Source organism: Cupriavidus sp. 30B13, from assembly GCF_049059565.2.
Lineage (GTDB): Bacteria > Pseudomonadota > Gammaproteobacteria > Burkholderiales > Burkholderiaceae > Cupriavidus.
The window spans coordinates 2561040-2586378 of the sequence record NZ_CP188224.1 but is presented as its reverse complement, the minus strand read 5'-3'; the positions used below and the strand labels follow the sequence as shown (position 1 = coordinate 2586378).

General features: G+C 67.3%; 20 protein-coding genes. 9 read left to right on the top strand and 11 right to left on the bottom strand.

The annotated features are described in order from the left end of the window. Window positions 1-2: 2 nt before the first annotated feature. From ACKI2N_RS30620 to ACKI2N_RS30590, 7 genes are all read right to left on the bottom strand, one after another. A complete protein-coding gene (locus ACKI2N_RS30620; protein WP_426990870.1) occupies window positions 3-8603 on the bottom strand; it encodes an autotransporter-associated beta strand repeat-containing protein in 8601 nt (2866 codons plus the stop codon). A gap of 370 nt (window positions 8604-8973) precedes the next feature. Then, window positions 8974-9501, bottom strand: a complete 528-nt coding sequence (locus ACKI2N_RS30615; RefSeq protein WP_420992280.1) for a DUF302 domain-containing protein — start codon at window positions 9499-9501, stop codon at window positions 8974-8976. A gap of 148 nt (window positions 9502-9649) precedes the next feature. Then, window positions 9650-10486 carry an alpha/beta fold hydrolase gene (locus ACKI2N_RS30610; RefSeq protein WP_420992281.1) on the bottom strand — a complete coding sequence of 279 codons (837 nt, stop codon included), beginning with the start codon at window positions 10484-10486 and terminating at the stop codon, window positions 9650-9652. A gap of 613 nt (window positions 10487-11099) precedes the next feature. Continuing rightward, a complete protein-coding gene (locus ACKI2N_RS30605; RefSeq protein WP_420992282.1) occupies window positions 11100-11495 on the bottom strand; it encodes a VOC family protein in 396 nt (131 codons plus the stop codon). 28 nt (window positions 11496-11523) lie between these two features. Then, a complete protein-coding gene (locus ACKI2N_RS30600; RefSeq protein ID WP_420992283.1) occupies window positions 11524-11874 on the bottom strand; it encodes a ribbon-helix-helix domain-containing protein in 351 nt (116 codons plus the stop codon). 38 nt (window positions 11875-11912) lie between these two features. After that, window positions 11913-13481 (bottom strand): GMC family oxidoreductase, encoded by a 1569-nt coding sequence (locus tag ACKI2N_RS30595; protein ID WP_420992285.1) that lies wholly within the window; start codon window positions 13479-13481, stop codon window positions 11913-11915. A 108-nt stretch (window positions 13482-13589) separates the two neighbouring features. Next, window positions 13590-14198, bottom strand: a complete 609-nt coding sequence (locus ACKI2N_RS30590; protein ID WP_420992287.1) for a twin-arginine translocation signal domain-containing protein — start codon at window positions 14196-14198, stop codon at window positions 13590-13592. Window positions 14199-14563: 365 nt separating this feature from the next. Here ACKI2N_RS30590 and ACKI2N_RS30585 point away from each other — a divergent pair, with 365 nt between their 5' ends. The 5 genes from ACKI2N_RS30585 (at window position 14564) to ACKI2N_RS30565 (ending at window position 18586) form a co-directional block, all read left to right on the top strand. Continuing rightward, window positions 14564-15262: a hypothetical protein gene (locus ACKI2N_RS30585; protein WP_420992289.1), complete on the top strand. Its 699-nt coding sequence runs from the start codon at window positions 14564-14566 to the stop codon at window positions 15260-15262. 61 nt (window positions 15263-15323) lie between these two features. Continuing rightward, window positions 15324-16334, top strand: coding sequence for a M35 family metallo-endopeptidase (locus ACKI2N_RS30580; RefSeq protein WP_420992291.1), 1011 nt, complete (start codon window positions 15324-15326; stop codon window positions 16332-16334). Then, on the top strand, window positions 16334-16822 hold the full coding sequence (locus ACKI2N_RS30575) for a hypothetical protein (protein WP_420992292.1): 489 nt from the start codon (window positions 16334-16336) through the stop codon (window positions 16820-16822). The genes ACKI2N_RS30580 and ACKI2N_RS30575 overlap by 1 nt, the downstream gene beginning before the upstream one ends. 149 nt (window positions 16823-16971) lie before the next feature. After that, entirely contained in the window at window positions 16972-17772 is an 801-nt protein-coding gene (locus ACKI2N_RS30570) for an ATP-binding cassette domain-containing protein (protein WP_420992293.1), read from the top strand. Window position 17773: 1 nt separating this feature from the next. Continuing rightward, window positions 17774-18586: an ABC transporter permease gene (locus ACKI2N_RS30565; RefSeq protein ID WP_420992534.1), complete on the top strand. Its 813-nt coding sequence runs from the start codon at window positions 17774-17776 to the stop codon at window positions 18584-18586. 24 nt (window positions 18587-18610) lie between these two features. Here ACKI2N_RS30565 and ACKI2N_RS30560 read toward each other — a convergent pair whose 3' ends face one another. Then, a complete protein-coding gene (locus ACKI2N_RS30560) occupies window positions 18611-19672 on the bottom strand; it encodes an NAD(P)-dependent alcohol dehydrogenase (protein WP_420992295.1) in 1062 nt (353 codons plus the stop codon). Window positions 19673-19846: 174 nt separating this feature from the next. Here ACKI2N_RS30560 and ACKI2N_RS30555 point away from each other — a divergent pair, with 174 nt between their 5' ends. Beyond that, window positions 19847-20224: a c-type cytochrome gene (locus tag ACKI2N_RS30555; protein WP_420992535.1), complete on the top strand. Its 378-nt coding sequence runs from the start codon at window positions 19847-19849 to the stop codon at window positions 20222-20224. Window positions 20225-20382: 158 nt separating this feature from the next. Continuing rightward, a complete protein-coding gene (locus tag ACKI2N_RS30550; RefSeq protein WP_420992296.1) occupies window positions 20383-20697 on the top strand; it encodes a hypothetical protein in 315 nt (104 codons plus the stop codon). A gap of 90 nt (window positions 20698-20787) precedes the next feature. Here the strand turns inward: ACKI2N_RS30550 and ACKI2N_RS30545 are convergent, their stop codons facing one another. Next, window positions 20788-21699 carry a LysR family transcriptional regulator gene (locus tag ACKI2N_RS30545; protein ID WP_420992298.1) on the bottom strand — a complete coding sequence of 304 codons (912 nt, stop codon included), beginning with the start codon at window positions 21697-21699 and terminating at the stop codon, window positions 20788-20790. A gap of 192 nt (window positions 21700-21891) precedes the next feature. Here ACKI2N_RS30545 and ACKI2N_RS30540 point away from each other — a divergent pair, with 192 nt between their 5' ends. Then, on the top strand, window positions 21892-22755 hold the full coding sequence (locus tag ACKI2N_RS30540; protein WP_420992300.1) for an NmrA family NAD(P)-binding protein: 864 nt from the start codon (window positions 21892-21894) through the stop codon (window positions 22753-22755). Window positions 22756-22819: 64 nt separating this feature from the next. Here the strand turns inward: ACKI2N_RS30540 and ACKI2N_RS30535 are convergent, their stop codons facing one another. Beyond that, window positions 22820-23776, bottom strand: a complete 957-nt coding sequence (locus ACKI2N_RS30535) for a hypothetical protein (RefSeq protein ID WP_420992301.1) — start codon at window positions 23774-23776, stop codon at window positions 22820-22822. 307 nt (window positions 23777-24083) lie between these two features. Between ACKI2N_RS30535 and ACKI2N_RS30530 the strand changes: the two genes are divergently transcribed. Further along, complete coding sequence (locus ACKI2N_RS30530) at window positions 24084-24848, top strand: helix-turn-helix domain-containing protein (protein ID WP_420992303.1); 765 nt, start codon at window positions 24084-24086, stop codon at window positions 24846-24848. On the opposite strand, the gene ACKI2N_RS30525 is transcribed toward ACKI2N_RS30530, so the two are convergent. After that, window positions 24809-25315 carry a RidA family protein gene (locus tag ACKI2N_RS30525; protein ID WP_420992304.1) on the bottom strand — a complete coding sequence of 169 codons (507 nt, stop codon included), beginning with the start codon at window positions 25313-25315 and terminating at the stop codon, window positions 24809-24811. The genes ACKI2N_RS30530 and ACKI2N_RS30525 overlap by 40 nt on opposite strands. Window positions 25316-25339 lie beyond the last annotated feature (24 nt).

The following is a 25339-nucleotide window of genomic DNA, read 5'->3' as shown; positions in this document are numbered from 1 at the left end:
GCCTAGAACTTGACCTTCACGCCGATTTGCCCGCCCACGGCATGCCCGTCGCCGCCGACTACGCCCTGCACGCTGCCGTAGAAAGAAGTGTCGCGCGTGATCTGCGCATCGACGCCGACGTCGAGCTTGGCGCCCGCGCCGCGGGTGTCCGAGCGGAACGCCACGTAACCGTCGGCGGACGAGAACAGCGTTTCCGGCCGCCCAAGGAATTCGTTGATGACGCTGACGCGCACCCACGCCGTCGTCCTGCGCGGCGGCATCTCGCGCGCGGCGCCTTGGTCCACGTTCCACGTCCGCGATACGCGTACGCCGAGCCGGCCCACCATGCTGCGTTCGTTGTTGAAGCGGATCGAGGCCGCCTGGTCACGCGTATCGTCGAGGAACACGGCCTGATAGGTCAGCTGCGCCTGCGGCTCCACCACCAGGCCATTGGCGAGCGGGACCGGGTAGCCGCCTTCGAGCGAGGCCGCCACGCCGTTGCCGCGCGCCCGCGTGGTGGCGGGCAGCCGGCCGGATGCGCTGGTGTCGTAGCGCGTGCCCTGCAGGACGCCGTCGACGTACCAGCCGCTCGGCCCGAAGTGGGTCCAGTAGCCGCCCAGCGTGACGCCGTCGATGCGATCGGAGCCGGCTCGCGAGCCATCGAAATGCATCACGTCGCTGTTGACCTGGCCCGTCGCGAAGTACACCCCCGCGTTGTCCGAGCTGTTGTCGGGCCGGCGCTTCCGGTAGACGTCCATGCCGGCCTGCACGGCGAACATGCGGTAGTCGTAGTCGGGCCCATCGCTGCCGTAGATGCCCAGCCGTCCGCCGTCCTTGGAGCCGCCCAGGCCGATGAAGCGGCCCCAGCCGAGCGGGATCGGCGCGCGCCGGAGGTTGTGGGGATCATCGGGCTGCGGCGCGATCTGCCCGCCCATGCGTTCGTGCAGCGTGTCGAGCAGGGCGTTGCCATAGGTCAGCGCGAGTGACGGAATGGCGGTATAGAGCGATGTTTCGGCCCGGTAATTGGGGGGCGCCGGCGGCGGGCCGCCGGTGCTCTGGCATTCTGGCGAGCCTGGCGCCGCCGCGCAGTTAAGGGTGGAGCGCAGGAACCAGCTGTCGGACGAAGCGCCGCTGGCGCCGCCGCGAAACAGCGAATACTCGTAGGGGCCGGCCAGCAGCGGACCGCCCATCACGAAGGCGGCGGGCGCCGTGGTGGCGCCGTTGACGGCATCGACCAGCAGGATGCCGTCGCCGGTCGTCCTGGCGCCGGGGCCGCCGACGTTGGATACGAGCATCGCCGTGCTGCCGCCCGCGACCGCAGCCGGCACGCGCACCGCAGCATTGCCGCCCGCGCTCGCGGGCGTGGCCGCCGTCGCCGTGCCGCCGCCGTCGCCGTCGCCGTCGATGACAAGCCGGTCGCTCGGCGAGTTGTCGGCGCCGAGATAGGTGTTGAGCGCGAGCAGGCCGCCGTTGCCCACATAGTTGCCGACGACGCGCAACGTGGTTCCCGGCGCGCCGCCAAGCCGCACCATGCCGCCGTTCGCGAGGCCGGCGATGGTCTGGCTGAATCCACTGAGATCCAGCGTGGTGCCCGCCGCCACGTTGAAGCGCGAGCCGGCGCTGAAGCTGCCCACAGCGCCGGCGCGCAGCGTGCCGCCGGCCACCGTGGTGTCGCCGGTATAGGTGTTGTCGCCGGACAGCACGGTGATGCCGCTGCCGATCTGGTTCACGGCGCCCGAGCCCCAGATGTTGCCGCGGATTGTGGCGATGTCGGCGCGGTTGAACGCGAGCACGCTGTCGTTGATCACGTTGCCGGCGACGTTGCCCGTCGTGCCGCCATTGCCGATCTGCAGCGTGCCGGCGGAGACGATGGTATTGCCGGTGTAGGTATTGTCGGCGGTGAAGATCAGCGCGCCCGCGCCGGTTTTGGTGAGCGTGCCGGCGCCGCTTGCCGCGCTGCCCAGCGTCAGGGTCGTGCCGGCCAGCGATTCGAAGGTGCCGCCTCTCTCGCCCAGTGTCGCGGCGCGCATCGACGTGAAGGACGATGTCGTGCGCAGGGTGCCGCCATCGAGGTTCAGCGGTGTGCCCGCCGCGCCCAGGTTGTTGTCGGCGCCCACCTGCAGCACGCCGCCGCGGATCGCGGTGCCGCCGGTATAGGTATTGGCGGCGGTCAGCACGAGCGTGCCGATGTCGCTCTTGACCAGGGTGGTGGCGCCCGCCAGGACCGACTCGATGGTGGCGACATAACTTGCGCTCGGCCCGGAGCCGTCGCCGACGCGGATGATCGATTCCCCGGGCGTGGCGGCGGAGTCGACCAGCGTGATCGGGTCGCCTCGCACGACGTAGCCGTTGCTGGCGAACTGCATGCCGCTGGCCGTGACCGGCCCGAGGCTTCCGTCCACCGTGACCGTGCCCGGGGCCGCCATGAAGATGGCGAAGGCCCGGTCGGCGAAGGCCGCATTGGGCACGGCCAGCTCGTTGGTCCAGTTGTTGTTGCCGGTCGCGTTCTGCCAGATGCCGTCGCCGCCGTCGATCAGGCTGTTGTCCTTCGGGCCCGCGGTGCCATCCCAGTAGTTGAACAGCATGCCCGCGGTGTTGACAAGGTTGACTTGATGGTTGACCGTGGTCTGCACGAAGAAATTGGGCGACGGGATGGTGCCGATGGCCAGGCCGTTGTTGGCCAGCGTGCCCGCGTAGCTGATGACGCGATAGATGCCCGGATCGAAGCTGCCGCCCTCGGTGGTCTCCACGTTCATCGTGCCGGCGAGCGTCAGGTTGCCCTGGACCACCGTCAGGTCGTTGAGCGGCCCGCCGACCACGTTGGCCTGGCCGAAGCCGTAGGTCAGCGTCGAACCGCCGGTGAGGCTGAGGTTCCCGTTGACGGTCAGCGTGCCCGGCGCGATCCCGACCTGGCCGGGCGCGAGGGCGCCGCCACTCGCGATGTCGACATTGCCGCCGATGATGCCCGAGCCGCCCAGCGTGCTGCCGGCGGCTGCCGTGGTCAGCCCGGTCGCGGCCGCCTGGTTGCCGTCGACGTAGAGCCCGCCGCTCAGGATGTCGGTCGGGCCGCTATAGCTGTTGGTGCCGAGCAGCACGGTCGCGCCGGTGCCGCGCTGGATGATGTTGCCGGTTCCCGAGATGTTGCCGACGATGGGCAGCACGTCGCTGTGCTCGACGGCGAGCGTGGCGTTGTTGACGATGTTGCCCACGATGCTGCCGGCGTTGCCGCCGTTGCCGAGCTGCAGCGTGCCCGCGCTGATCGTGGTGCCGCCGCTGTAGGTGCTGCCGCCGGTGAGGACGGTCGTGCCCGCGCCCTGCTGGACCACGGAGCCGCTGCCGAGGATCCGCCCGCCGAAGGTCAGGTCGTTCGAGCGGTTGAAGATCAGCATGCCGTTGTTGTTGACGTCGCCGACGATGCTGCCGGTGGCACCGCCGGCACCCGCGCCGGCCCCCAGTTGCAGCGCGCCGGCGCTAATCGTGGTGCCGCCGGTGTAGGTGTTGGTGTTGGTCAGCACCGTGGTGCCGGTGCCGGTCTGGTTGACCACGCCGGCGCCCGAGACGATGCCGTCGAACGTCATGGTGTCCGAGCGGTTGAAGGCGAGGACGCCGCCGTTGGCCACGTTGCCGACGATGCTGCCGGTGGTGCCACCGTTGCCGAGCTGCAATGTGCCGGCGCTGATGGTGGTGCCGCCCGTGTAGATGTTGGTGTTGGTCAGCATTGTTGTGCCGGCGCCGATCTGGTTGACCACGCCGCCGCCGGAGACGACGCCGCCGAAGGTCATGGTATCCGAGCGGTTGAAAGCGAGGGCGCCGTCGTTGGCCACGTTGCCGACGATGCCACCGGTGGTGCCGCCATTGCCCAACTGCAATGTGCCGGCGGTGATGGCGGTGCCGCCCGCGTAGGTGTTGTCGCTGGTCAGCACCGTGGTGCCGGTGCCGATCTGGCTGAGCGTGCCGCTGCCGGAGACGATGCCGCCGAAGGTCACGGTATCGGAGCGGTTGAACGCCAGCGTGCCGTTGTCGGTCACGTTGCCGAGGATGCTGCCGGTGGTGCCACCGTTGCCGAGTTGCAGCGTGCCGGCGGCGATGGTGGTGCCGCCGCTGTAGGTATTGTTGTTGCTGGTCAGGACCAGCGTGCCGGTGCCAGCCTTCTGCAGCGCTGCCGGAATCGGAGTCGAGGGATCTTGCTGGATCGCGCCGTCGAGGGTCAGCGTGGTGCCGGCCGCGGTCTCGATGGTGCCGCTGCTGGGGCCGTCGCCGTTGCTGCCGACGATGATCAGGCGGTTGGTGGCGAAGGTGCCGGTGGTGCGCAGCGTCGAGCCGTTGACGATGGCCACGGCCCCCGCCGCCTGCCCCAGGTTCTCGTCCCTGGAGATCTGCAGGGTGCCGCCGAACACGCCGGTGCCGCTGGTGTAGCTGTTGGTCCCGTTGAGCACCAGGGTGCCGAGGTCTTCCTTGATCAGCGCCGCGGTGCCGGTGAGGTTGGCATCGATCGTCGCGGTCATCGACGTGCTGGCCGAGGTGCCGTCGCCGACGCGGATATAAGTGACGTTGCCCTCGGCGGGATTCTGCAGCGTGATCGGGTCGCCGTTCACCGTGTACCCGTCGCTGGCGAACTGCATGCCCCGGCTGACGACCGCCCCCTGGTCGCTGTTGACCGTCACGGTGCCGGGCGTGGCCATGAAGATGGCGAACTCTCCGTTGGCCCACGGGGCGTTGATCGTACCGTCCGGGTTCGTCCAGTTGAAGGTCGAGGCCGGCCCGGCCACGCGCCAGGTGCCTGAGCCGCCGTTGATGACGCCGTTGTTCTTGGGGCCGAGGTCGCCGTCCCAGTAGTTGAGCGTCAGCCCGCTGGTGTTGATCAGGTTGACCTGTCCGGCGATCGAGGTCTGGACGCTGAAGTTCGTCAGCGGGGCGACGACGGTCGGCGTGTCCTGTGGCGTGGCCGGCGCCGTCATGTAGGAGCCGATCGTCAGGCCGTTGTTGGTCAGCGTGCCGCTGTAGTCGATGATGCGGTAGACGCCCGGCCCGAGGGTCTGGCCCTGGTCCACCACGTTGATGACGCCATCGAGCACGAGATTGCCGCCGACCACGGTCAGGTCGTTGCGCTGGCCGCCGGCCACGTTGGCCTGGACCATGTTGTAGAACAGGTTGGAGGTGGGGTTCAGGTTGAGGTTGCCGTTGATGGTCAGCGTGCCGGGGGTCTGCGGCACGGCGCCGGGAGCGAGGGTGGCGCCGTCGGCAATGGTCACGCTGCCGCCGACGATGCCGTTGCCGGCGAGCCGCGCGCCGCTGGCCACGGTAGTGGCGCCGGTGGCCGCGCCCTGGTTGCCGTCGACGTAGAGCCAGCCGCCGGCGACCGTGGTGGTGCCGGTGTAGGTGTTGTTGCCGGTGAGGGCGGTGACGCCGGTGCCGGCCTGCACGACGGAGCCCGTGCCGGAGATGGTGCCGCCGAAGGTCATGGTATCCGAGCGGTTGAAAGCGAGGGCGCCGTCGTTGGCCACGTTGCCGACGATGCCACCGGTGGTGCCGCCATTGCCCAACTGCAATGTGCCGGCGGTGATGGCGGTGCCGCCCGCGTAGGTGTTGTCGCTGGTCAGCACCGTGGTGCCGGTGCCGATCTGGCTGAGCGTGCCGCTGCCGGAGACGATGCCGCCGAAGGTCACGGTATCGGAGCGGTTGAACGCCAGCGTGCCGTTGTCGGTCACGTTGCCGAGGATGCTGCCGGTGGTGCCACCGTTGCCGAGTTGCAGCGTGCCGGCGGCGATGGTGGTGCCGCCGCTGTAGGTATTGTTGTTGCTGGTCAGGACCAGCGTGCCGGTGCCAGCCTTCTGCAGCGCTGCCGGAATCGGAGTCGAGGGATCTTGCTGGATCGCGCCGTCGAGGGTCAGCGTGGTGCCGGCCGCGGTCTCGATGGTGCCGCTGCTGGGGCCGTCGCCGTTGCTGCCGACGATGATCAGGCGGTTGGTGGCGAAGGTGCCGGTGGTGCGCAGCGTCGAGCCGTTGACGATGGCCACGGCCCCCGCCGCCTGCCCCAGGTTCTCGTCCCTGGAGATCTGCAGGGTGCCGCCGAACACGCCGGTGCCGCTGGTGTAGCTGTTGGTCCCGTTGAGCACCAGGGTGCCGAGGTCTTCCTTGATCAGCGCCGCGGTGCCGGTGAGGTTGGCATCGATCGTCGCGGTCATCGACGTGCTGGCCGAGGTGCCGTCGCCGACGCGGATATAAGTGACGTTGCCCTCGGCGGGATTCTGCAGCGTGATCGGGTCGCCGTTCACCGTGTACCCGTCGCTGGCGAACTGCATGCCCCGGCTGACGACCGCCCCCTGGTCGCTGTTGACCGTCACGGTGCCGGGCGTGGCCATGAAGATGGCGAACTCTCCGTTGGCCCACGGCGCGTTGATCGTGCCGTCCGGGTTCGTCCAGTTGAAGGTCGAGGCCGGCCCGGCCACGCGCCAGGTGCCTGAGCCGCCGTTGATGACGCCGTTGTTCTTGGGGCCGAGGTCGCCGTCCCAGTAGTTGAGCGTCAGCCCGCTGGTGTTGATCAGGTTGACCTGCCCGGCGATCGAGGTCTGGACGCTGAAGTTCGTCAGCGGGGCGACGACGGTCGGGGTTTCCTGCGGCGAGGCCGGCGCGGTCATGTAGGAGCCGATCGTCAGGCCGTTGTTGGTCAGCGTGCCGCCGTAGTCGATGATGCGGTAGACCCCCGGCCCGAGGGTCTGGCCCTGGTCCACCACGTTGATGACGCCATCGAGCACGAGATTGCCGCCGACCACGGCCAGGTCGTTGCGCTGGCCGCCGGCCACGTTGGCCTGGACCATGTTGTAGAACAGGTTGGAGGTGGGGTTCAGGTTGAGGTCGCCGTTGATGGTCAGCGTGCCCGGGGTCTGCGGCACGGCGCCGGGAGCGAGGGTGGCGCCGTCGGCAATGGTCACGCTGCCGCCGACGATGCCGTTGCCGGCGAGCCGCGCGCCGCTGGCCACGGTGGTGGCGCCGGTGGCCGCGCCCTGGTTGCCGTCGACGTAGAGCCAGCCGCCGGCGACCGTGGTGGTGCCGGTGTAGGTGTTGTTGCCAGTGAGGGTGGTGACGCCGGTGCCGGCCTGCACGACGGAGCCCGTGCCGGAGATGGTGCCGCCGAACGTCATGGTGTCCGAGCGGTTGAAGGCGAGGGCGCCGTTGTTGGCCACGTTGCCGACGATGCTGCCGGTGGTGCCGCCGTTGCCCAGCTGCAGCGTGCCGCCGCTGATGGTGGTGGCGCCTCCGGCGTAGCTGTTGTCATTCGCGAGTACCAGCAGTCCCGCACCCGCCTTGGTCAGTGCGCCGGCGCCGGTGATCACCTGGCCGACGGTGCTGGATACGCCCGCATCGGCCTGGATCGTGCCGTTGTTGGCCGTCACGGTGATCGTGCGCGATGCGGACAGGTCGAAACTGGAGGTGAGTTCCAGCGCGCCGCCATCGAGCGTCACCGCGCCGGCGACCGCTCCGAGCCGGTTGTCCGCGCCGATGGCGACGGTGCCGCCCTGGATCAGGGTGCCCGCCTGGTAGCTGTTGGCGCCGGAGAGCGTCAGCACGCCCGCGCCCGTTTTCGCCACCGAGCCGCTGCCGCCGATCACGCCGGCATAGGTGCCGTTGTCCGGCTGGACGAAGCGTACCAAGCCGTTGTCGGTCACGCTGGGTGGCAGGCTTTGCGCGCGCGCTTCCAGTATGCCGGCGGCATCCACCAGCACCGAGCCGTTGAAATTGGTGTTGTCCCCGGTCAGTGCCAGCGTGCCCTGCTGCACCAGCACCGACAGGGCCGTATTGCCGCTGTTGCTGCCCACCGAGCCCTGCAGGGTCCATGTGCCGAGACCCGTCTTGGTCAATGTCTGGAAGTTGCTGATATTGCCGCTCAATGTGTCGCTCGATCCCGCTTCGCCGGTGAGCGTGAGGGTATTCGTGCCGCCGCCGCCATTGAACCCGCCGGTGACCACGGAGGAGGGGAACAGCGTGAGCACGTCGTTGCCGTTGGCGAACGACAGTCCGCCGTAGACCACCGCGCCGGTCCGGTTGGTGAAGTGAACGTCGCCGTTGCGCTGGCTGCCGATGACGTTGGAGATGATGCTCTGGTCGGACCCGTTGCCCGTGCGGACGATGCCGTAGTTGTCGATGGTGTTCGCGGCGCCGATGACGGTATCTTCAAACCAGATGGCAGCCGAGTTGATCGCGGAAATGGTGCCGTGGTTGATGACCGTATTACCCGAGCCGATCAGGTTGACGGCTTCGGCATTCGTACTCGTGCCGGTCGCGGTCACGGATGCGCCATTGCCGACCGTGAGCACCCCATTGGAGCGGAATTCGATGGTGTTCTTGCCGGCGCCCCATAGCCCCGTGCCCGTACGGCCGGCACTGGTAACGAAGGCGTTGTCCTCCAGCGTGACAATTGCGCCGTCGCGCAGGCTCACCGCGCTGGCATCGCCCGCGATCAGCGAACCGTTCGCCGTGACCGTGACCGTTCTGTTATCCGGGCCCGCGGAGCCGTTCCCGATCGGCGTGGTTCCGAGGTTTGTCGTGCCGCTGCACGTGGTCAGGTTGCCAGTCGTCGTGCATACCGCCAATACCGAGGCCGGCAGGGCAACGCCAATAGGCACGAGTATCAGTATCCGCACCCATGCCGCGATGTGTCGTGGCGAGCAATGCATCCGCTGTCGTCCTGGCTAAAGCGCGTCGGGAACGCGCCGCAACGCTGGGAGGAAAGAACGACATGCGGTGGAAGCTAACGGGATGAAGACTGCCGCATTTCTTTCCGGCGAAGTAGGCTTATCCCAGTTCGCAAAAGAACCGGACAAAGCCATTTTTTTGCACAATGAGTCGCAAATCATTGTAGCAGGTGCTCAATAAATTAATAGAATATGGCGAATCAGCCATTTTCTCCTGAATTTTTATGTGAGACATCCTCAACATGGCACGGCGCACGGAGCGGCATGGTCTTGCTTTCCTCCACCCGACCGCAATCCCTCCCTAACGCCCAAGCAAACCCAATACAACCCTCTCCATCTTGCCATCCAAAGACCGGCCAATTTCCGTCAGTTCAGGCCGCCCAAGCGCATCCAGGAATGAAGATGGCAAGTCGTAGGAAATGAGGCTGCCGGCTTCGTTGCCGCGATCATGGATGGCGACCCTGAATGGCACATAGAAGCTGCCGCGCCGGTCGATTTCGATGATCCGGTTGGCGATCACGGGATTGCCGACGAGGTAGAGGGCGCAGCGTTTCACCGTGCCCGAGAGGGAGGTCAGCCGGCCCTGGTCGATCTTTGCCATCAGCACGAGGCCGAATGGCTCGGCGATCGCGGCGACTGCGGCTTCCACTTTGGGCCAGCTTGCTGCCTCTTGCGCCAGGGACTTTCCCAGGTCGGGGTCCCAGTGTCCCAGCGAATGCTCGAATGCCGCGATGAGAGGTTCGTAGGCGAGTTCCGTGGAGATGCTGACGTGCGTCACGGTAGTGATGGCGCTCGTCCGGCTGGGCTGCGGCGTTGTGCGGTCTTTCATCGCGGTTTCCTCTGTCATCGATGGATGGCGCGGATGACATGGATCGCTATCCTGCTGGTCACGGTTCCGCTTCCCCGACCACGGCGCCTTGCATCATCCTTGCAAAAGCGCCGCGGCCCGGAAAAAGAACACCGAGCGGGGCTGCCCGTCAGCCCCGGATAAATGCCAGCAAGTCCGGGTTGATCACGTCCGCATGGGTGGTCAGCATGCCGTGCGGGTAGCCTTCGTAGATCTTGAGCGTGCCGTTCTTCAGCAGCTTGGCCTGCAGCAGGCTGGCGTCGGCGTAGGGGACGATCTGGTCGTCGTCGCCCTGGGTGACCAGGGTGGGTACGGTGATCGCTTTCAGGTCTTCGGTCTGGTCGGTTTCGGAGAAGGCCTTGATGCCTTCGTAGTGCGCCTTGGCGCTGCCCATCATGCCCTGGCGCCACCAGTTGTCGATCACGCCTTGCGAGATCTTGGCGCCGGGGCGGTTGAAGCCGTAGAACGGGCCGCTGGCGACGTCGACGTAGAACTGCGCGCGGTTGGCGGCGAGCGCGGCGCGCAAGCCGTCGAACACTTCGAGCGGCGTGCCGCCGGGGTTGCTCTCGGTCTTGAGCATCAGCGGGGGAACGGCGCTGACCAGCACGGCCTTGGCGACGCGGCCCTGCGGCTGGCCGAATTTGGCGACGTAGCGCGCTACCTGGCCGCCGCCGGTGGAGTGGCCGATATGGACCACGTTCTTCAGGTCGAGGTGCTCGACCACGGCCGAGGCGTCGGCGGCGTAGTGGTCCATGTCGTGGCCGTCGCTTACCTGGGTGGAGCGCCCGTGGCCGCGCCGGTCGCTGGCAACGACGCGGAAGCCTTTGCCGAGGAAGTACAGCATCTGGGTGTCCCAGTCATCGGAGCTCAGGGGCCAGCCATGGTGGAAGAAGATCGGCTGCGCGTCCTTCGGCCCCCAGTCCTTGTAGAAAATATCGACGCCATCCTTGGTCTTGACGGTGGTCATTGCGGTGTTCTCCTGTGATGAAGGTGCTCTCTATGGCTGACCGGCTTCGGAATGCATGCTGTGGTCAGATGGGTTGCGCGGCGTGGTGGTGGCTGCCGCGGCGTGTGCCGTGCGTCGGACCTATGGCTGCTGCGCCCATGGGGCCTCGCCGTCGAAATGGGCGTGCTGGCGTGCGCTGCCGCCATGCACATCGATGATCTCGGAAAGAAGCAGGCTCATCTGGGATCCTTCTTCGTCTGGAAATCCGGCTGCTGGCCTTGAGCCGCACGCATGGAGGCCGCGCGGCCGTCGAAGGCCGCGTGTGATCCCGGGAAGCGGTTGTCGGGGCGCGGGCGGAGCAGCGCGAAGGGCCGCTCCGGAGCGTTCATTGTAGGCGGCAAAAATGGAGTCGCCATGCGATTTGGCGATGGCGCGGCATGGCGGCGGCCGGCCCACCGGGGCCGTTCGCCACGGAGGAGAAAAGTGGGGAAAGTGCCGCTTTGGGTCTTCGCGGCGGATGCCGGCGCCGTCGGCCTGTCACGCAGACGCCGCTATGCCGGCGGCGGGTCATGCTGGCGGGAGCCTTTGCCTGGCGGGTGCCCAAAGGCGGTGCACGGCCCTTGTCATTTTCCGGTCACTGGTAGTGGCCATGGCGCTCCAGCACCTCGATCTTGTAGCCGTCGGGGTCCTGGATGAAGAAGAAGCGGGCCAGCAGCGTGCCGCCGTCCTTGAATTCCTTGACGGGCAGCGGCTGGTAGCCGGCCCGGACCAGTTCGGCATGGCGGGCGGCCACGTCGTCGACGACCGCCGCCACGTGGCCGTAGCCGTCGCCATGGGTGTAGGGCTCCTGGCGGCCCTTGTTCCAGGTGAGCTCGATCTCGGCGTCGTTCTCGGCATTGCGCAGGTACACCAGCGCGAAATCGGGGAAGTCGAGCGTGTGCGCCGGGGTCATGTCGAGGACTTCGCGGTAGAACTTGAGCGACGCGTCGAGATCTCGCACGCGGATCATCGTATGGATAAGCTTGGCCATGGCTGCAGGTTCGGGGAGGTCGGGGAGGTTAGTGAGTGATGCGCGACAGCCTCGCATGCGGCAGCAGCACAGGGGCCTCGGCCGGCGTATCGATGGCCTTGGCCCCTTCGAGCAGGTCGCATTTGCGCCGCAGGTAACGCAGGCAGGTCACCCGCAGGAACGAGGTGAAGTTGAGCACGTCGCCCCGGTGGCGCAGGATCTCGTCGTGAAACTGCACGATCAGGGCATTGGTGGTCACGCCTTCCTCGGCGGCCAGGGTGGAGAGCGTGTCCCAGACGAAGTTCTCCAGCCGGATGCTGGACTGCACGCCGTGAATGCGGACCGAACGGGTGCGCGACTCATAGAGGATGGGATCGGCGCTGACAAAGAATTCGCACATGGGGGTCTCCTGGCGGGTTCGGTGCTGGACGCGTTGCCTCAGATGGTGCGCCGCGACATCTGCGAGGCGATGTAGTCGGCCTGGCGAATCGCCAGGGTGACGATCGTCAGCGTCGGGTTCTCCGCGCCACCGGTGGTGAACTGGCTGCCGTCGCTGATGAACAGGTTGGGGATGTCGTGGGTCTGCCCCCATTTGTTGCAGACCCCGTCCTGCGCCCGCGCGCTCATGCGCGCGGTGCCCATGTTGTGGGTCGACGGATACGGCGGCGTGCGGAAGGTCTTGATCGCTCCCACCGCGCCGTAGATGCGCTCGGCCTGGGCATAGGCGTGATTGCGCATGGCGACGTCGTTGTCGTGATCGTCGAAATGCACATTCGGCACGTAGTTGCCGAACTGGTCCTTCACGCTGGTGTTCAAGGTCACGCGGTTGGATTCGCGCGGCATGTCCTCGCCCACCAGCCATGCTCCGGCCAGGCTGGTGTAGCGGTCCATCCACCAGGTGAAATCCGGGCCCCAGGCACCAGGGTTCAGGAAGGCGGCCATGAACGGCAGGCCGAGCGACAGCGTCTCCATCTCGTAGCCGCCCACGAACCCGCGGCGGGTATCGTTGTGCGCCTCGTCGCGCACGATGCCGGCCATGGTGGTGCCCCGGTACATGTTCACCGGTTCGTTGAACGCCGCATAGACCGATCCCGTCATGTGGCGCATGTAGTTGCGGCCCACCTGGCCGGAGGAGTTGGCCAGGCCGTCCTTGAACAGGTTCGACGACGACATCAGCAGCAGGCGCGGCGTTTCGATGGCATTGCCGGCCACGCAGACGATGCGCGCCTTCTGGCGTTGTTCCTTGCCGTCCTGGTCGATGTAGACCACGCCATTGACGCGGCCCTTGGCGTCGTGCTCGATGCGCGTGACGTGCGACTGGCTGCGCAGCTCGAAGTGGCCGGTGGCCTCCGCCTCGGGCAGTTCGGTGTATAGCGTCGACCATTTGGCGCCGCTCTTGCAGCCCTCGAAGCAGAAGCCGAGCTGCAGGCAGCGCGCGCGCCCCCTGCGCGGCTGGCTGTTGATCGCCATGTTGCCGGTGTGCACTTCCTTGTAGCCCAGCCTGGTCGCGCCGTTGTACATCACCTTGAAGTTGTTGTTGCCGGGCAGGCCCGGAATGCCGTTGGTGCGGGTGACGCCCATCTTGTCTTCCGCCTTGGCGTAATACGGCTGCAGCTCCCTGAGCGTCAGCGGCCAGTCGAGCAGGTTGGCGTTCTTGATCCCGCCGTAGACGGTGCGCGCGCGGAACTCGTGCTCCTGGAAGCGCAGCGATGCGCCGGCCCAGTGGGTGGTGGTGCCGCCCACGGTCTTGCAGACCCATGCGGGCAGGCCGGCAAAGTCCTTGGCCACGCGCCAGGTGCCGGAGGTGGTGCGCTTGTCCAGCCACGCCAGCTGGCTGAATGCCTTCCATTCGTCGTTGATGAAGCTGGCGTTGGATTGCGTGCCGCCCGCTTCCAGCACGACGACCTTGATGCCCTTCTGGCACAGTTCGTTGGCCAGCGTGCCGCCGCCCGCGCCCGAGCCGATGATGACCACGACCGAGTCATCCTTGAAGTCGAACTTTGCCATGCTTGTCTCCTGTCTCGGGGCCTGCGCGCTTGCCGCGGGGCCCGCTTTTGTCCGGCGTTCCACGACGCCGGATCGGGATGCGCGTTGCCGCGGCGGCCTTGGGCGCGGTCAGCCCATGTCGGGCGCGGGACTGGCCGTGGCCGGCGGCTCGGGAAGCCACTTCAGGTCCTGGAAGCCACGCATGATGTAGCCGCCTTTTTCCCAGGCGGAGCCGGGGTAGCCGAAGGCGGCGAACGCCATCTCGTTGTCATAGAGCGATGTCACGCACTTGCCGCGCACGGTGTCGAAGAAGGGCTGGCCTTCCAGGGCCTTGACGGCCGCGAGCCGCCGGCCGGCGTCGGCCTTGACGAAGCTGCCGCCCGCCTGCTGATTCAGCGCGGCAATGCCGTCGCGCAGTTGCCGGGCCACTTGTGCATCGGCCGTGGCGGCCTGGTCGAGATCCTTGGCGAGCAGTGCGTAGACCGCGTCGGGCAGCTTGTCATGCGGGAACAGCACGCGCCCCATCTGGAGCAGGGTGTCGCCCTCGGGCGCGCTTAGCGTCTTGAGCTCGACCGCCCACACCGTGGAGGGCGCCAGCAGCGCCAGCGGGCTGCCGACGGCCAGCGTGCCGATCAGCACGCCGGTGCCCTTGAGCAGGCTCCTGCGAGTCAGCGTGAGCGCCTTCCTGGGCGCCACGCCGCCATCCTCGCGGAGTGGCGAGATGGGGATGGTTTGCATGGTGGGGTCTCCGGAATAGTCGGCCGTGCCCGTTCGATGCGGGCTTGATATGACTATAGGAGCATGCGGTCGGACTGCGGTCACAGCCGGTTATTCACAGGGGAAACCCTTAGGAATGGCCGCCCGGCGCCAAGCTTTCCGTGGGCGGGCGACGAACCGGTTCAGCGCCGGTGCGGCGCCGCAGCGCGGGCCGGCAGCGAGGTCGCCGACGCATCGGCATTCCCTTCGCCGTCATCGCAGCCACGCCGCAGTGGGATCGACGTCAAGCGCCAACACGGCAAAAACAGAAATTTCCCATTTATATCGCGCCCGATACTGAGTATATGTTGAGGCACTTCAATGATACTCAAGGGAAGTGTACTCATATGGCGCAACCGAACCCGTCCTCCCGGCCGTGCGGCCATGTCCTGCACACCCGGCCCGACCTGTTCCTGCTGGTCAACTACGCACCCAGGAGGGGCGAGCCGAACTGGTGCAACGCGCTGTGCGAATTCGTGGAGGAGGGCAACGCCGACGCCGGCGATGCGCTCTCCGTCTACATCTCGCCCTTTGACGCCCTGGTCGACGCGGCCTTCACGTCCCGCCCGGGCAAGCCGTATCACGTGGTGCCCGCGGACACCTTCGATCCGCGCACGCTGATCCGGCACAGCGGCGGGAAGCTCCATGTCAACCTGCATTGCGGCTGGGCCGCGAGCGACGGCCGCATCGTGGTCCGGCGCAAAGGCGCGCTTGCCAGCGTCTGCCTGATGCAGAGCGAAGACATCCCCGACGCGCGGCTCCAGGCCATCGACCTGGAGATCGGCCGCGAAGGCCTGGCCAGGTACGAGCGCTTGCGCGAGCACGCCGGGCTGTTCGCGCATGCGGACTCGCACCGCCTGCCGGAAACCTGGACGGAACAGCAACGGCATCAGGCCGTGGGGCAGGCCATACAGCGCATGCCGGGCACCGTGCCCGTGGGCGCGGAAGTCAACCAGGTCGCCCTCTACGACCCCGAAGCCGCGCAATGGCACTTCGTGCCCATCGCGGTGTTCCGCGGCGACACCGGCGTCAAGGCGGCCGCCTGAGCGCCGCACCGCGCGGTGGCCGCGGTCACCGCGCCAACACATCCCGCCTGGAGGTCTTCCGATGATGGATATGCGACGTGCGCTGCGCGACGGCGACCGCACCAGCAACAACGGCACGCTGGTCGGCACCGGCGTGATGACGCACCACGGGGCGCAGCTTGGCGTGGAGGGCGACATTGCCACCTGCCCGGTGTGCCACAGCAGCGGCATGGTCACCAACGACTGCCACCCGTCGTTCAGTGTGATGGGCAAGCAGGTCCTGGTCGAAGGCGCGCGCGTGAATTGCTTGTGCGCGGACAAGCCGCTCGTCATTGCCTCGCAGGACGATTTCACCATCGAGGTGAATCGCGGCGGCCTCATTCATTCACCGGTGGCTGGCGCCGTCGCCGTGCCGGTGGCAGCGTCGAACAAGCTGACGGAAGGCATGGCGCGGGAAACACCCACGGACGATCCCGCGCTGATCTGCCAGAACATGAGCAACGCGGAGTTCTACGCCACCATGAACCGGCTGCGCGACAAGGCGGTGCGGCTGCTCGGCGACCGGCTGGCCGAACTGGAGCGATGGAACACCGCGGACCAGGACAAGGTCAAGCTGTGGTTCGGCAATGCGCGGGAGGATACGCGGGAGAGGTTGCGCGGCGGGATGGCGCGGATGCGCCAGATCATGCGCGGGCTGACCGACAGGAACTATGAGCGCTATACGGTGGAGGGGCTGGCGCGGGTGGGGTGCGTGCCGCGTGCGAGGGAGGGGGAGATTCCGAGTATTGCTGCGGTTTGCAAGCCCGACGAAACATACACGATCTTCATTGGGGATTTTTTCTGCAGGATGCAGGAAGAAAACAACCGATACGATGGAGTGCCCTTTGATCTTGACTCAAAGTTGACAACCTTGATCCATGAGGTATCGCACTTCCCTGGGGCAATGAATGCGGAGGAGCCGCAGTACTCCATAAAAAAATCCAGGGAGCGAACGGCAAAAGGGGAGTTTGGCATAGACAATGCCGACAGCATCGCTGCATATGTGGCAAATATTCCAAATTGGGATGGCTATCATCCTGTGTGGAGGCCGTGATGAGCATGGCGAAAGTGAAAGCGCTGACCATGCTTTTTTTCATGAATTCAACGGTCGTGATGGGATGTAGTCTGGGTTTTATCGAGCACGAGCTGGTCTTCCAGGAAGGCCGTGCTGATCTATCCGGCCAGGAGGTGCTGCGCCTCGCCGAATGGCGCGCGGAACTGAGGCGATGGATCCCAAACGGCGGAAAATACTCAGTCTACGTCCGCCAGAACGCAAGCGTTGGAGTGTCGGCCGAACTGGCCGAGCAACGCAGACGCTTTCTGATATCCATGCTCTCCAATCTTGGCGTTGCGCATGATGACTTTGATGTATCCGTCGCTCGCAGATTCAGTGAAGACTTGGAACCGAGTGCCGAATTGCTCAGGATCACGAATCTTGCGTATGTCCTGATTGACCCGCGCTGTCCGCATCCTTGCTGCCCCGGGCCGCAGCCCATCGAAACGGGATCCACCGATCGGGGGACTGATATCCGGAAGAAATAGCGCGCTGGCGTCCAGTCCTGTATGTCCCTGCCGCCGCGGGGACAATACGGCTCATCGCAGGCAGCGAGGCTACCTTGACGCACATCAAGGGCCCGAAGCGGGCGGCGTATAGATTGAGTGCATTGCCTGCCAGTCCTGCCGAGAAAGCGATGCCCCAGCCCGTCATCGAAACCCATGAGTTGGTCCGCCGTTTCGGCGGCATGACGGCGGTCGGCGGCCTGACGCTGTCCATCGAGCCGGGCGAGGTCTTCGGCCTGCTGGGCCGCAACGGGGCGGGCAAGACCACCCTGATCAAGATGCTGACGACCTTGCTGCCGCCCAGCGGGGGCACGGCGTCGGTGGGCGGCTTCGACATCGTGCGGGAGGCCGCGTCCGTGCGGCGCGTCATCGGTTATGTGCCGCAGGCGCTGTCGGCGGACGGAGACCTGTCGGGCTTCGAGAACCTGCTGGTATTTGCCAAGCTCTACGACATTCCGCGCGCGCAGCGCGAGAAGCGCATCCTCGACGCGCTTGCCTTCATGGATCTTGCCGACGTGGGGCACAAGCTGGTCAAGACCTATTCGGGCGGCATGATCCGGCGCCTGGAGATCGCGCAATCCACGCTGCACCGGCCGCAGGTGCTGTTCCTGGACGAGCCCACCGTGGGGCTGGACCCGGTGGCGCGCATTTCCGTCTGGGAGCAGCTCGAGAAGCTGCAGGCGGAGTTCGGCAGCGCCATCCTGCTCACCACGCATTACCTGGAAGAGGCGGAGCGGCTGTGCGACCGGGTCGGCATCATGAATCACGGCGCGATCGCGGCCATCGGCGCGCCCGCGGAACTCAAGGCTGTCGTCGGCGCGCACGCCAGCTTCGAGGACGTTTTCGAACACTACACAAGCGCGGACGCTGCCCAGCAAGGTGCCTACGATGAAACCTCTCAGACCCGCCGCTCCGCCAACCGCCTTGCCTGACATGCTGCCGCAAGGCGATGCGGGCAGGCCGTGGCCGGTGGTGGCCTTTGTCGCCAAGACCTTCGCCATTGCCGACATGGAGGTGCGCAAGCTCTGGCATGACCCCACGGAGTTGGCGACGCGCGCGGTGCAGCCGGCGCTGTGGCTGCTGATCTTCGGGCAGGTCATGAGCCACGGCCGCGTGATCGATACCGGCGGCGTGCCTTACCTGGATTTCCTGGTGCCGGGCATCCTGGCGCAGAGCGTGCTGTTCATCGCCATCTTCAACGGCATCTCCATCATCTGGGAACGCGACCTGGGCATCGTGCACAAGTTTCTCGCCAGCCCCACGCCGCGCGCCGCGCTGGTGCTGGGCAAGGCGCTGGGCGGGGGCGTGCGCGCGCTGGTGCAGGCGGTGGTGGTCATGGCGCTGGCCGCCATGCTTGGCGTCAAGATGCAGTGGGATCCGTTGTCGCTGGCGGGGCTGGTGGTGTTCGTGCTGCTCGGCGCGGCGGTGTTTTCCACGTTCTCGCTGATCATCGCCTGCCTGGTGAAGACGCGCGAGCGTTTCATGGGCGTGGGGCAATTGCTGACCATGCCGCTGTTCTTCGCCAGCAATGCGATCTATCCCACTTCCCTGATGCCGCGCGCGCTGCAGGTCATTTCGCACCTCAATCCGCTGACTTACCAGGTGGATGCGCTGCGCACGCTGCTGCTGTCCGGGCGCGCGGCCGGCAGCGGCATCGGCCTGGCGGTGGACGGCGCCGTGCTCGGGGTCACGCTGCTGGGCATGGTGGCGGCCAGCGCCAGGATCTACCCGCAGATCGTGCGCTAGCCGCGCCGCCGCCCGGGCGGCGGCTCAGGCGGCAGCCTCTTCCTTCAGCGAAGCCATGTCGATCACGAAGCGGTATTTCACGTCGTTCTTTTCCAGCCGCTCGTAAGCCTCGTTGACGGCCTGGATCGGCACCATTTCCACGTCGCTGACGATATTGTGCTCGGCGCAGAAATCCAGCATTTCCTGCGTCTCGGCCATGCCGCCGATGGCGGAGCCGGCGATGGACTTGCGCCCGCCGATGAGGCTGATGCCGGCCAGCGGCTCGATGTCGGTCAGCACGCCCACCAGCACCATGGTGCCGTCGAGCTTGAGCAGCGCGGCGTACGGGTTGAGATCGTGGCCGGTGGGGATGGTGTTGAGCAGGAAGTCGAAGCTGCGCGCATGGCTGGCCATGGCGGCGGCGTCGCGCGAGAGCAGGACCGCGTCGGCGCCCAGGCGGGTGGCGTCCTTGCCTTTCCCCGGGGACGTGGTGATCATCGTCACGTGCGCGCCGAGCGCCTTCGCGAACTTGATGCCCATGTGGCCGAGGCCGCCCAGGCCGATCACGCCGACCTTCTGCCCGGGGCCGACCTTCCAGTGGCGCAGCGGCGAGTATGTGGTGATGCCGGCGCACAGCAGCGGCGCCACGGCCTTGAGGTCGAGCCTAGGGGAGACCTTCACCACGAAGCGCTGCTCGACGACGATCTGCTCGGCGTAGCCGCCGAAGGTCAGCTGGTCGCTGCCGCGCTCCTTGTCGTTGTAGGTCAGCGTGGCGCCCTGCTCGCAGTATTGCTCGAGGTCGGCGCGGCACGCGGCGCAGGCGCGGCAGGAATCGACCATGCAGCCCACGCCGGCATAGTCGCCGACCTGGAAGCCGGTCACGGCACTGCCGACCTCGGCCACGCGGCCGACGATCTCGTGGCCGGGCACCATCGGGTAGAGCGAGTTGCTCCAGTGGTTGCGGGCCTGGTGCAGGTCGGAGTGGCAGATGCCGCCGTAGAGGATCTCGATGCGCACATCGTGGCTGCCCACGTCGCGGCGGTTGAAGCGGAACGGGACCAGGGGGGACTCGGCGTTATGGACGGCGTAGCCGCGGACTTCGAACATGGCGGTATCGGCGGTTGGTTCGGGGAACACACACAATAGGCCTGCGCGGCGGGCTGTTCAACCTGGAAGATTGGCATGAGCTGTCCAACAATCCTGCACAATCCGCGCTTTACGACAAACAAACTCTCTCGCCTGGCTGCCTCTGGCGTGCTTCGGCGGGACTGTCCCGGCATGATGAAAAAATCCGCATCGATGGCATTCATGGTTCTGGCATTGGCGCTTCCCGCCGCGGCGCGTGCGGCGGGGGACGCGCAGGCCGGCAAGAACGTGTTCGCCTCAAAATGCGCGTCCTGCCATAGCGTCGGGCCGTCCGCGCGCGGGGCGTTCGGTCCCCAGCTCAATGGCATCTTCGGCCGGCATGCCGGCAGTACGAGCGATTATCAGTACTCTGACGCCATGAAGAAGTCGGGCATCGTCTGGTCCGAAAAGACGCTGGCGGCATTCGTCGCGTCGCCGGGCAAGGTCGTGCCCGGCACCAGGATGCGCTTCTGGGGACTCGGCAACGAACGGCAGATCGCGGACCTGCTGGCTTACCTGCATTCCTATCAATAAACCGGGGCGGGGCGCAGCGCCGGGAACGGCAGCGGCGGTCTCCTACGCAAAACCCTCACTGGAACTTTGCGGTGCTGGCAACTACGCTATCAGACGGAGGCCGCTGCGCGTGGTTGGCGCGGCAGGCCATGGATTTTATCGATGGGAAGGAGTGATCTATGAAAATCGCTGTTGCATTGGCAATCGCAGTTCTCGTTCCGGGTACCGTCTATGCCGCCGGGCCGGCGAATCCGGCCGACCGCTACGACTACAACATGCGTAGCACCAACAAGGACGGCTACGTCCCGGACCCCCAGCGGGTCACCAACAAGGATGGCTACGTACCGGACACGGCGCGGGCCAACGACAAGTTCGACCCCTACACCCAGGGCGCCAGGCAGAGCACGGCCTCCGCGCTGACCGATTCGAAGGCGCAGAAAGCGAGCGGGAAGACACACGGCCACAAGAAGGCGCCGGCTGCCGCCGCGAAATAGCGCCACCGATAGAGCCACCAATAGAGCCCGTGGCCGAGCGAGTCAGGAAGCCCCGTTCCGGGGCTTTTTGTTTTGCCGCGCGCGGGGCGCTCAGGTTGCCTCCTGCCCCAGCATCTCGACGATGAAGTCGATGAACGCCCGCACCTTGGCCGCGGGCAGGTGGCGGGATGGATAGAGCACATACAGCGAATACTTGTCGCCGGAATACGCCGGCAGCAGTTCGACCAGTTGCCCCTTCGCCAGCAGTTCCCGCACGCCGCTGGCCTTGAAGCGGGCGATGCCCGCGCCAGCCAGGCAGGCGCCCAGCATGGTGCCGAAGTCGGTGACGAACAGGCGCCCGGACGTCTTCACGGGAATGCCCTTGCCCTGGCGAAAGTATTCCCAGCCCAGCGGCTGCCCCGTCATGGGGCTGCGCATCTGGATGCAGGCATGATTCGCCAGATCGGCCGGCGCGGCCGGCGTGCCGTGCTTGCGCAGGTAGGCCGGCGTGGCCACCGTCACCGTGCGCGTCTCCAGCAGCTTGCGCGCGACCAGCGATGACGACGGCGGCTCGCCGAAGCGCACCGCGATGTCATATCCCTCGGACACCAGGTCGCCCAACTGGTCGCGCGTGACCAGGTCCAGCGACAGTTCGGGATAGCGGTCCAGGAACCGCGTGACGTGCGGCGCCAGCATCCGCTGCGCGAAGAAGGCGTCCACGTTGACCCGCAGCCGTCCCTTGACGGCGACGGAGGCGTTGCCGGTCGCCGTGATGGCCTCGCCGATGCCCGCCAGCAGCGGATTGATTTCCTCGTAGAGCCGCCGCCCTTCCTCGGTCAGCCTGACCGAGCGCGTGGTGCGCTCGAGCAGCCGCACGCCGACGCTGGACTCCAGCCGCCCCACCGCGCGGCTCACGCCGGAGGGAGTGATGCCCAGCGCATCCGCGGCGCGGGCAAAGCTGCCGCCCTCGACCACCGCCGCCAATACGCTGACGTTTGCAAGTACGCGACTCTCGAATGCCATTGCTCGGACTCATCTCGGACTCATGCCAGGATGTCACCAATCATATGATCGAATCGCTATTCCATCAATAAAAGCCGGCGCCTACCATTCGCTTCATCGTGCTGTCGCATCAGCCTGCCCGGCACCGCGGCGCGGACCGCCGGCCAGCGAGCCACGGCACGTCGTTCCCTCCACCCAAACGGAGTTACCAACATGTATGCCATCACTGGAATCAGCGGAAAAGTCGGCGGCGCCCTGGCAGACACCCTGCTCGCCGCGGGCGAGCCGGTGCGCGCGGTCGTGCGCAACCCCGCCAACGGCGCGCAGTGGGCCGCGCGCGGCTGCGAAGTCGCCATCGCGGAGATGACCGACGCGGATGCGCTCGCCAGGGCGTTCGACGGCGCCGAAGGGGTGTTCATCCTGCCACCGTCGGAATTCGATCCGGCGCCCGGCTTCCCGGAGGCGCGGGCGGTCATCGATGCCGTCGTCTCGGCGCTGACCCAGGCCCGCCCGGGCAAGGTCGTCTGCCTGTCGACGATCGGCGCGCAGGCGGAGCATACCAACCTGCTCACCCAGCGCACCCTCATGGAGGCGGCGCTGGGCGGCCTGCCGCTGCCGGTCACGTTCCTGCGGCCGGGCTGGTTCATGGAGAACATCGCGTGGGATGTCGCCTCCGCGCGCGGCGAGGGCGTCATCCGCTCGTTCCTGCAGCCGCTCGACCGGGCCATTCCGATGGTGGCGACGGTCGATGTCGGCCGCACCGCGGCATACGCGCTGCAGGAAGACTGGCAGGGCAGGCGCGTGATCGAGCTGGAAGGGCCGGCGCGCGTGAGCCCCGACGACATCGCGCGGGCCTTCTCCGAGGTGCTCGGCCGGCCCGTGCGCGCGGAGGCCGTCGCGCGCGAGACCTGGGGCGCGCTGTTCGTCGGGCAGGGCATGAAGGACCCCATGCCGCGCATCCAGATGCTCGACGGCTTCAACGAAGGCTGGATCGATTTCGAGGGCGGCGATGACACCGTCTTCAAGGGCGAGGTCGATATTGCCGCGGTCGTGCGCCAGCTCGTCGAGAAGAACTGAAGCAGGGCTGAGGCAGCGCCGAAGCGGGCCGCGCCGGCGCACGGGGCGCCGGCCACCGCGGTGCTCACGCCGCCGGCGCCATGCCGTTCTCGATCCACAACTGGCTGTCCGGAAACCAGAACGCGTCCGGGCGCGGCGGCGATGCCAGCCTGACCGGCAGCGCCGGATTGAATATCTTGGACCACGCCGACAGGTAGGACGGCGTTTTCACGAGATATCCGCAGCGCGACAGCAGCAGGCTCGAGACCAGCGCCTCGCGGCCGATTTCCAGGCCCGCATAGCCGCGGAAATGAATCGGCATGCTGCCGTCGGCGAGCAGCCTGGACGGTGCCACGCGCACGGGCTTGCCGAACGGCCAGGCGACGAAGAAATCGAGAAACGCCGCTTCGTCGCTGGAAACGAAGATATTGGACAGGCGCGGGTTTTCCGCCAGGGCCGCGGCCACGGCCTGGCAGAACGCCTCCCAGCTCATCGACTCCGCTTCATGCCGCTTGTCGGTGCCCCGGAAATGCACGCCGAGCGTGTCGTCGCCGATGCCGATCGTCCCGCACAGCGCATCGACCTCGTCGACGATGAACGCGGCGGGCCGGTAGTGTGCGCGGAACAGCGCGCTGGCGCTCCTGATTTCGAGCCTGGCCTCGTAGCGCTTGCGAAAGCCCAGTTGCACCAGATCCTGGACCGTGGAGGTCCTGATCTTGCGTGCCGGCGGCATGTCCGGCGGCGCCTGCACGGTCTCGAAGAAGGTCGAGAACCAGTCCACCGTGCCGTCCGGCGCGCCGTAGATCGGGCCGTGCGCGGAGATGCGCGGGACCAGGCCCTTCTCGTCGCAGTACATCAGGATGAACAGGACCATCTGCAGCACCGAGAAGAAGCCGGAATTCTCGTGGATGTCGATGGCGAACACGCCTGGGTTCAGGCGCTGCGTCGCATGCAGCGACAGCCGGGCGAAGGTGGCCGCGGCATACTTGAAGCGCTCGCTGCGCCGGATCCGCCTGGCCCGCTCCATCACCTCTTGCAACATGTCCCGCTCCCGTTCGGATTGGTGTTCTGGGGATTGGCTGGCTGCGCAAGGTATGCCCGTCGCGGCACGCGATGGCAGCGAGGATCGAGCCTACAAGCAGGCCCGCTTCATGTTTGTGGGGTGCCGCACAAAGCGCAGGGGCGCGGCGCGGTCGGCCTGGCGGGGACGCCGGCGGGCGGACATCGCGGTATGATCCAGGCAGACCCTAGGCAGACCCCAGGCAGACCCCAGGCAGCCCCCCGGACCCCCCCGGACAGACCCCAGGCAGACCATTCACGCCGTTTCCCCAGGCCGAGCACCGCACGCCATGCCCGCTCCCGCGCATTTCTCCCCCAAGCTGCACCTGACCGCCGCGCATGGCTTTGCCCTGCACGACAGCCGCCAGGCGGATTTCCGGCGCGAGTGGCACACCCACGACTGCGGCATGCTGCTGTGGCCGCGCATGGGGCGGCTCAAGAGCGCCTGGGAGCCGCGCGCGGACGAGGCGCCAGCGGTGTCGACGCGGCTGGTGCGCGGCGACGCGGTCCTGCTGCCCGCGGGCACCACGCACCTGACGGTGGCCGAGGCCGGGCGGCAACAGCATGGCGAGCTCTACCTGGCGCCCGAGCACCTGCGCGCATTCCGGGTCTTCGGCGCGGTGCACCTGGACGGTGCGACCATCGCCATGCTGGAGGCCTTGCTGTCTCCCATGCTGGCGCCGGCCAGCTCGGCCCTGCTGGTGCGGGCCATCGTGGCGCAGCTGGTATCGAGCCGGCCGCTGGCGGTGCCGGCGGAGCCGGCTTCGCTGGCGCTGCGCATGGTCCGGCGCTTCACGGCGGCGCTGGAGCGCGACGGCGCGCTGCCGTCGATCGAGATGGCCGCCGCGGCACTGGGCGTGTCGGTGCGGCAGCTCCAGCGCGCCTGCCAGATCGAGTTCGGCGCCAGCCCGGTCGCCATCCGGCGGCGCGTGCTGGCGGCGCATGCGCGCGCGTTGCTGGCGGAGGGGCGCCCGCTGGCCCGCGTCAGCGAGCAGCTCGGCTTTGCCAGCAGCGGTCACCTGACCCGGCTGTTGCGCGCGTCGGACGGTGGCTGATCGGCCGCACGCGCAAGCCGGGCATCCAGTTCGATTTCGATCCAGGTCTGGTCGGGCAGGCTCGCCGCGCCCACCGCCGTGCGCGCCGGCAGCGGGTGGCCGGGGAAGGCCAGCGCCAGCAGATCCGAGGCGGCGTCGAGCACGGCGGTGTGGCGCGCGAAGTCCGCGCCGGAACGGATGAAGCCGCGCACGCGGGTGACCTGGGCCACGTTTTCCAGCGCGCCGCCGCAAGCGGCCCGGAGCGCGGCCAGCGCGTTCAGCATGGCGGCCTGCGCGGCCTGCCTGGCCGGCGCCACGTCGGCGTCGGCGCGGCAGATGCCGGCCAGGGCCGTGCCGTCGCGCCGCGAGGTCTGCCCGCTGACCGCCACCCATTCGCCGGCCGCGCTGAACGGCGCATAGGCGCCGCGCGGCGCCGGCGCGGGCGGCAGGGCGTGGCCGGCGGCGGCCAGCCGTTGCTCGGGTGTCATCGGCGTCTCCTGTGCCGTTACGCG

Bases quoted from the DNA above. Each gene is read 5' to 3' on its own strand.
- ACKI2N_RS30555 (WP_420992535.1), top strand. From the start codon at position 19,847: ATGAAAAAATCCGCATCGATGGCATTCATGGTTCTGGCATTGGCGCTT.
- ACKI2N_RS30575 (WP_420992292.1), top strand. From the start codon at position 16,334: ATGAGCATGGCGAAAGTGAAAGCGCTGACCATGCTTTTTTTCATGAAT.
- ACKI2N_RS30615 (WP_420992280.1), bottom strand. From the start codon at position 9,501: ATGAAAGACCGCACAACGCCGCAGCCCAGCCGGACGAGCGCCATCACT.
- ACKI2N_RS30530 (WP_420992303.1), top strand. From the start codon at position 24,084: ATGCCCGCTCCCGCGCATTTCTCCCCCAAGCTGCACCTGACCGCCGCG.
- ACKI2N_RS30595 (WP_420992285.1), bottom strand. From the start codon at position 13,481: ATGGCAAAGTTCGACTTCAAGGATGACTCGGTCGTGGTCATCATCGGC.
- ACKI2N_RS30560 (WP_420992295.1), bottom strand. From the start codon at position 19,672: ATGTTCGAAGTCCGCGGCTACGCCGTCCATAACGCCGAGTCCCCCCTG.
- ACKI2N_RS30570 (WP_420992293.1), top strand. From the start codon at position 16,972: ATGCCCCAGCCCGTCATCGAAACCCATGAGTTGGTCCGCCGTTTCGGC.
- ACKI2N_RS30565 (WP_420992534.1), top strand. From the start codon at position 17,774: ATGCTGCCGCAAGGCGATGCGGGCAGGCCGTGGCCGGTGGTGGCCTTT.
- ACKI2N_RS30600 (WP_420992283.1), bottom strand. From the start codon at position 11,874: ATGTGCGAATTCTTTGTCAGCGCCGATCCCATCCTCTATGAGTCGCGC.
- ACKI2N_RS30550 (WP_420992296.1), top strand. From the start codon at position 20,383: ATGAAAATCGCTGTTGCATTGGCAATCGCAGTTCTCGTTCCGGGTACC.
- ACKI2N_RS30535 (WP_420992301.1), bottom strand. From the start codon at position 23,776: ATGTTGCAAGAGGTGATGGAGCGGGCCAGGCGGATCCGGCGCAGCGAG.
- ACKI2N_RS30580 (WP_420992291.1), top strand. From the start codon at position 15,324: ATGATGGATATGCGACGTGCGCTGCGCGACGGCGACCGCACCAGCAAC.
- ACKI2N_RS30525 (WP_420992304.1), bottom strand. From the start codon at position 25,315: ATGACACCCGAGCAACGGCTGGCCGCCGCCGGCCACGCCCTGCCGCCC.
- ACKI2N_RS30590 (WP_420992287.1), bottom strand. From the start codon at position 14,198: ATGCAAACCATCCCCATCTCGCCACTCCGCGAGGATGGCGGCGTGGCG.
- ACKI2N_RS30605 (WP_420992282.1), bottom strand. From the start codon at position 11,495: ATGGCCAAGCTTATCCATACGATGATCCGCGTGCGAGATCTCGACGCG.
- ACKI2N_RS30610 (WP_420992281.1), bottom strand. From the start codon at position 10,486: ATGACCACCGTCAAGACCAAGGATGGCGTCGATATTTTCTACAAGGAC.
- ACKI2N_RS30585 (WP_420992289.1), top strand. From the start codon at position 14,564: ATGGCGCAACCGAACCCGTCCTCCCGGCCGTGCGGCCATGTCCTGCAC.
- ACKI2N_RS30545 (WP_420992298.1), bottom strand. From the start codon at position 21,699: ATGGCATTCGAGAGTCGCGTACTTGCAAACGTCAGCGTATTGGCGGCG.
- ACKI2N_RS30540 (WP_420992300.1), top strand. From the start codon at position 21,892: ATGTATGCCATCACTGGAATCAGCGGAAAAGTCGGCGGCGCCCTGGCA.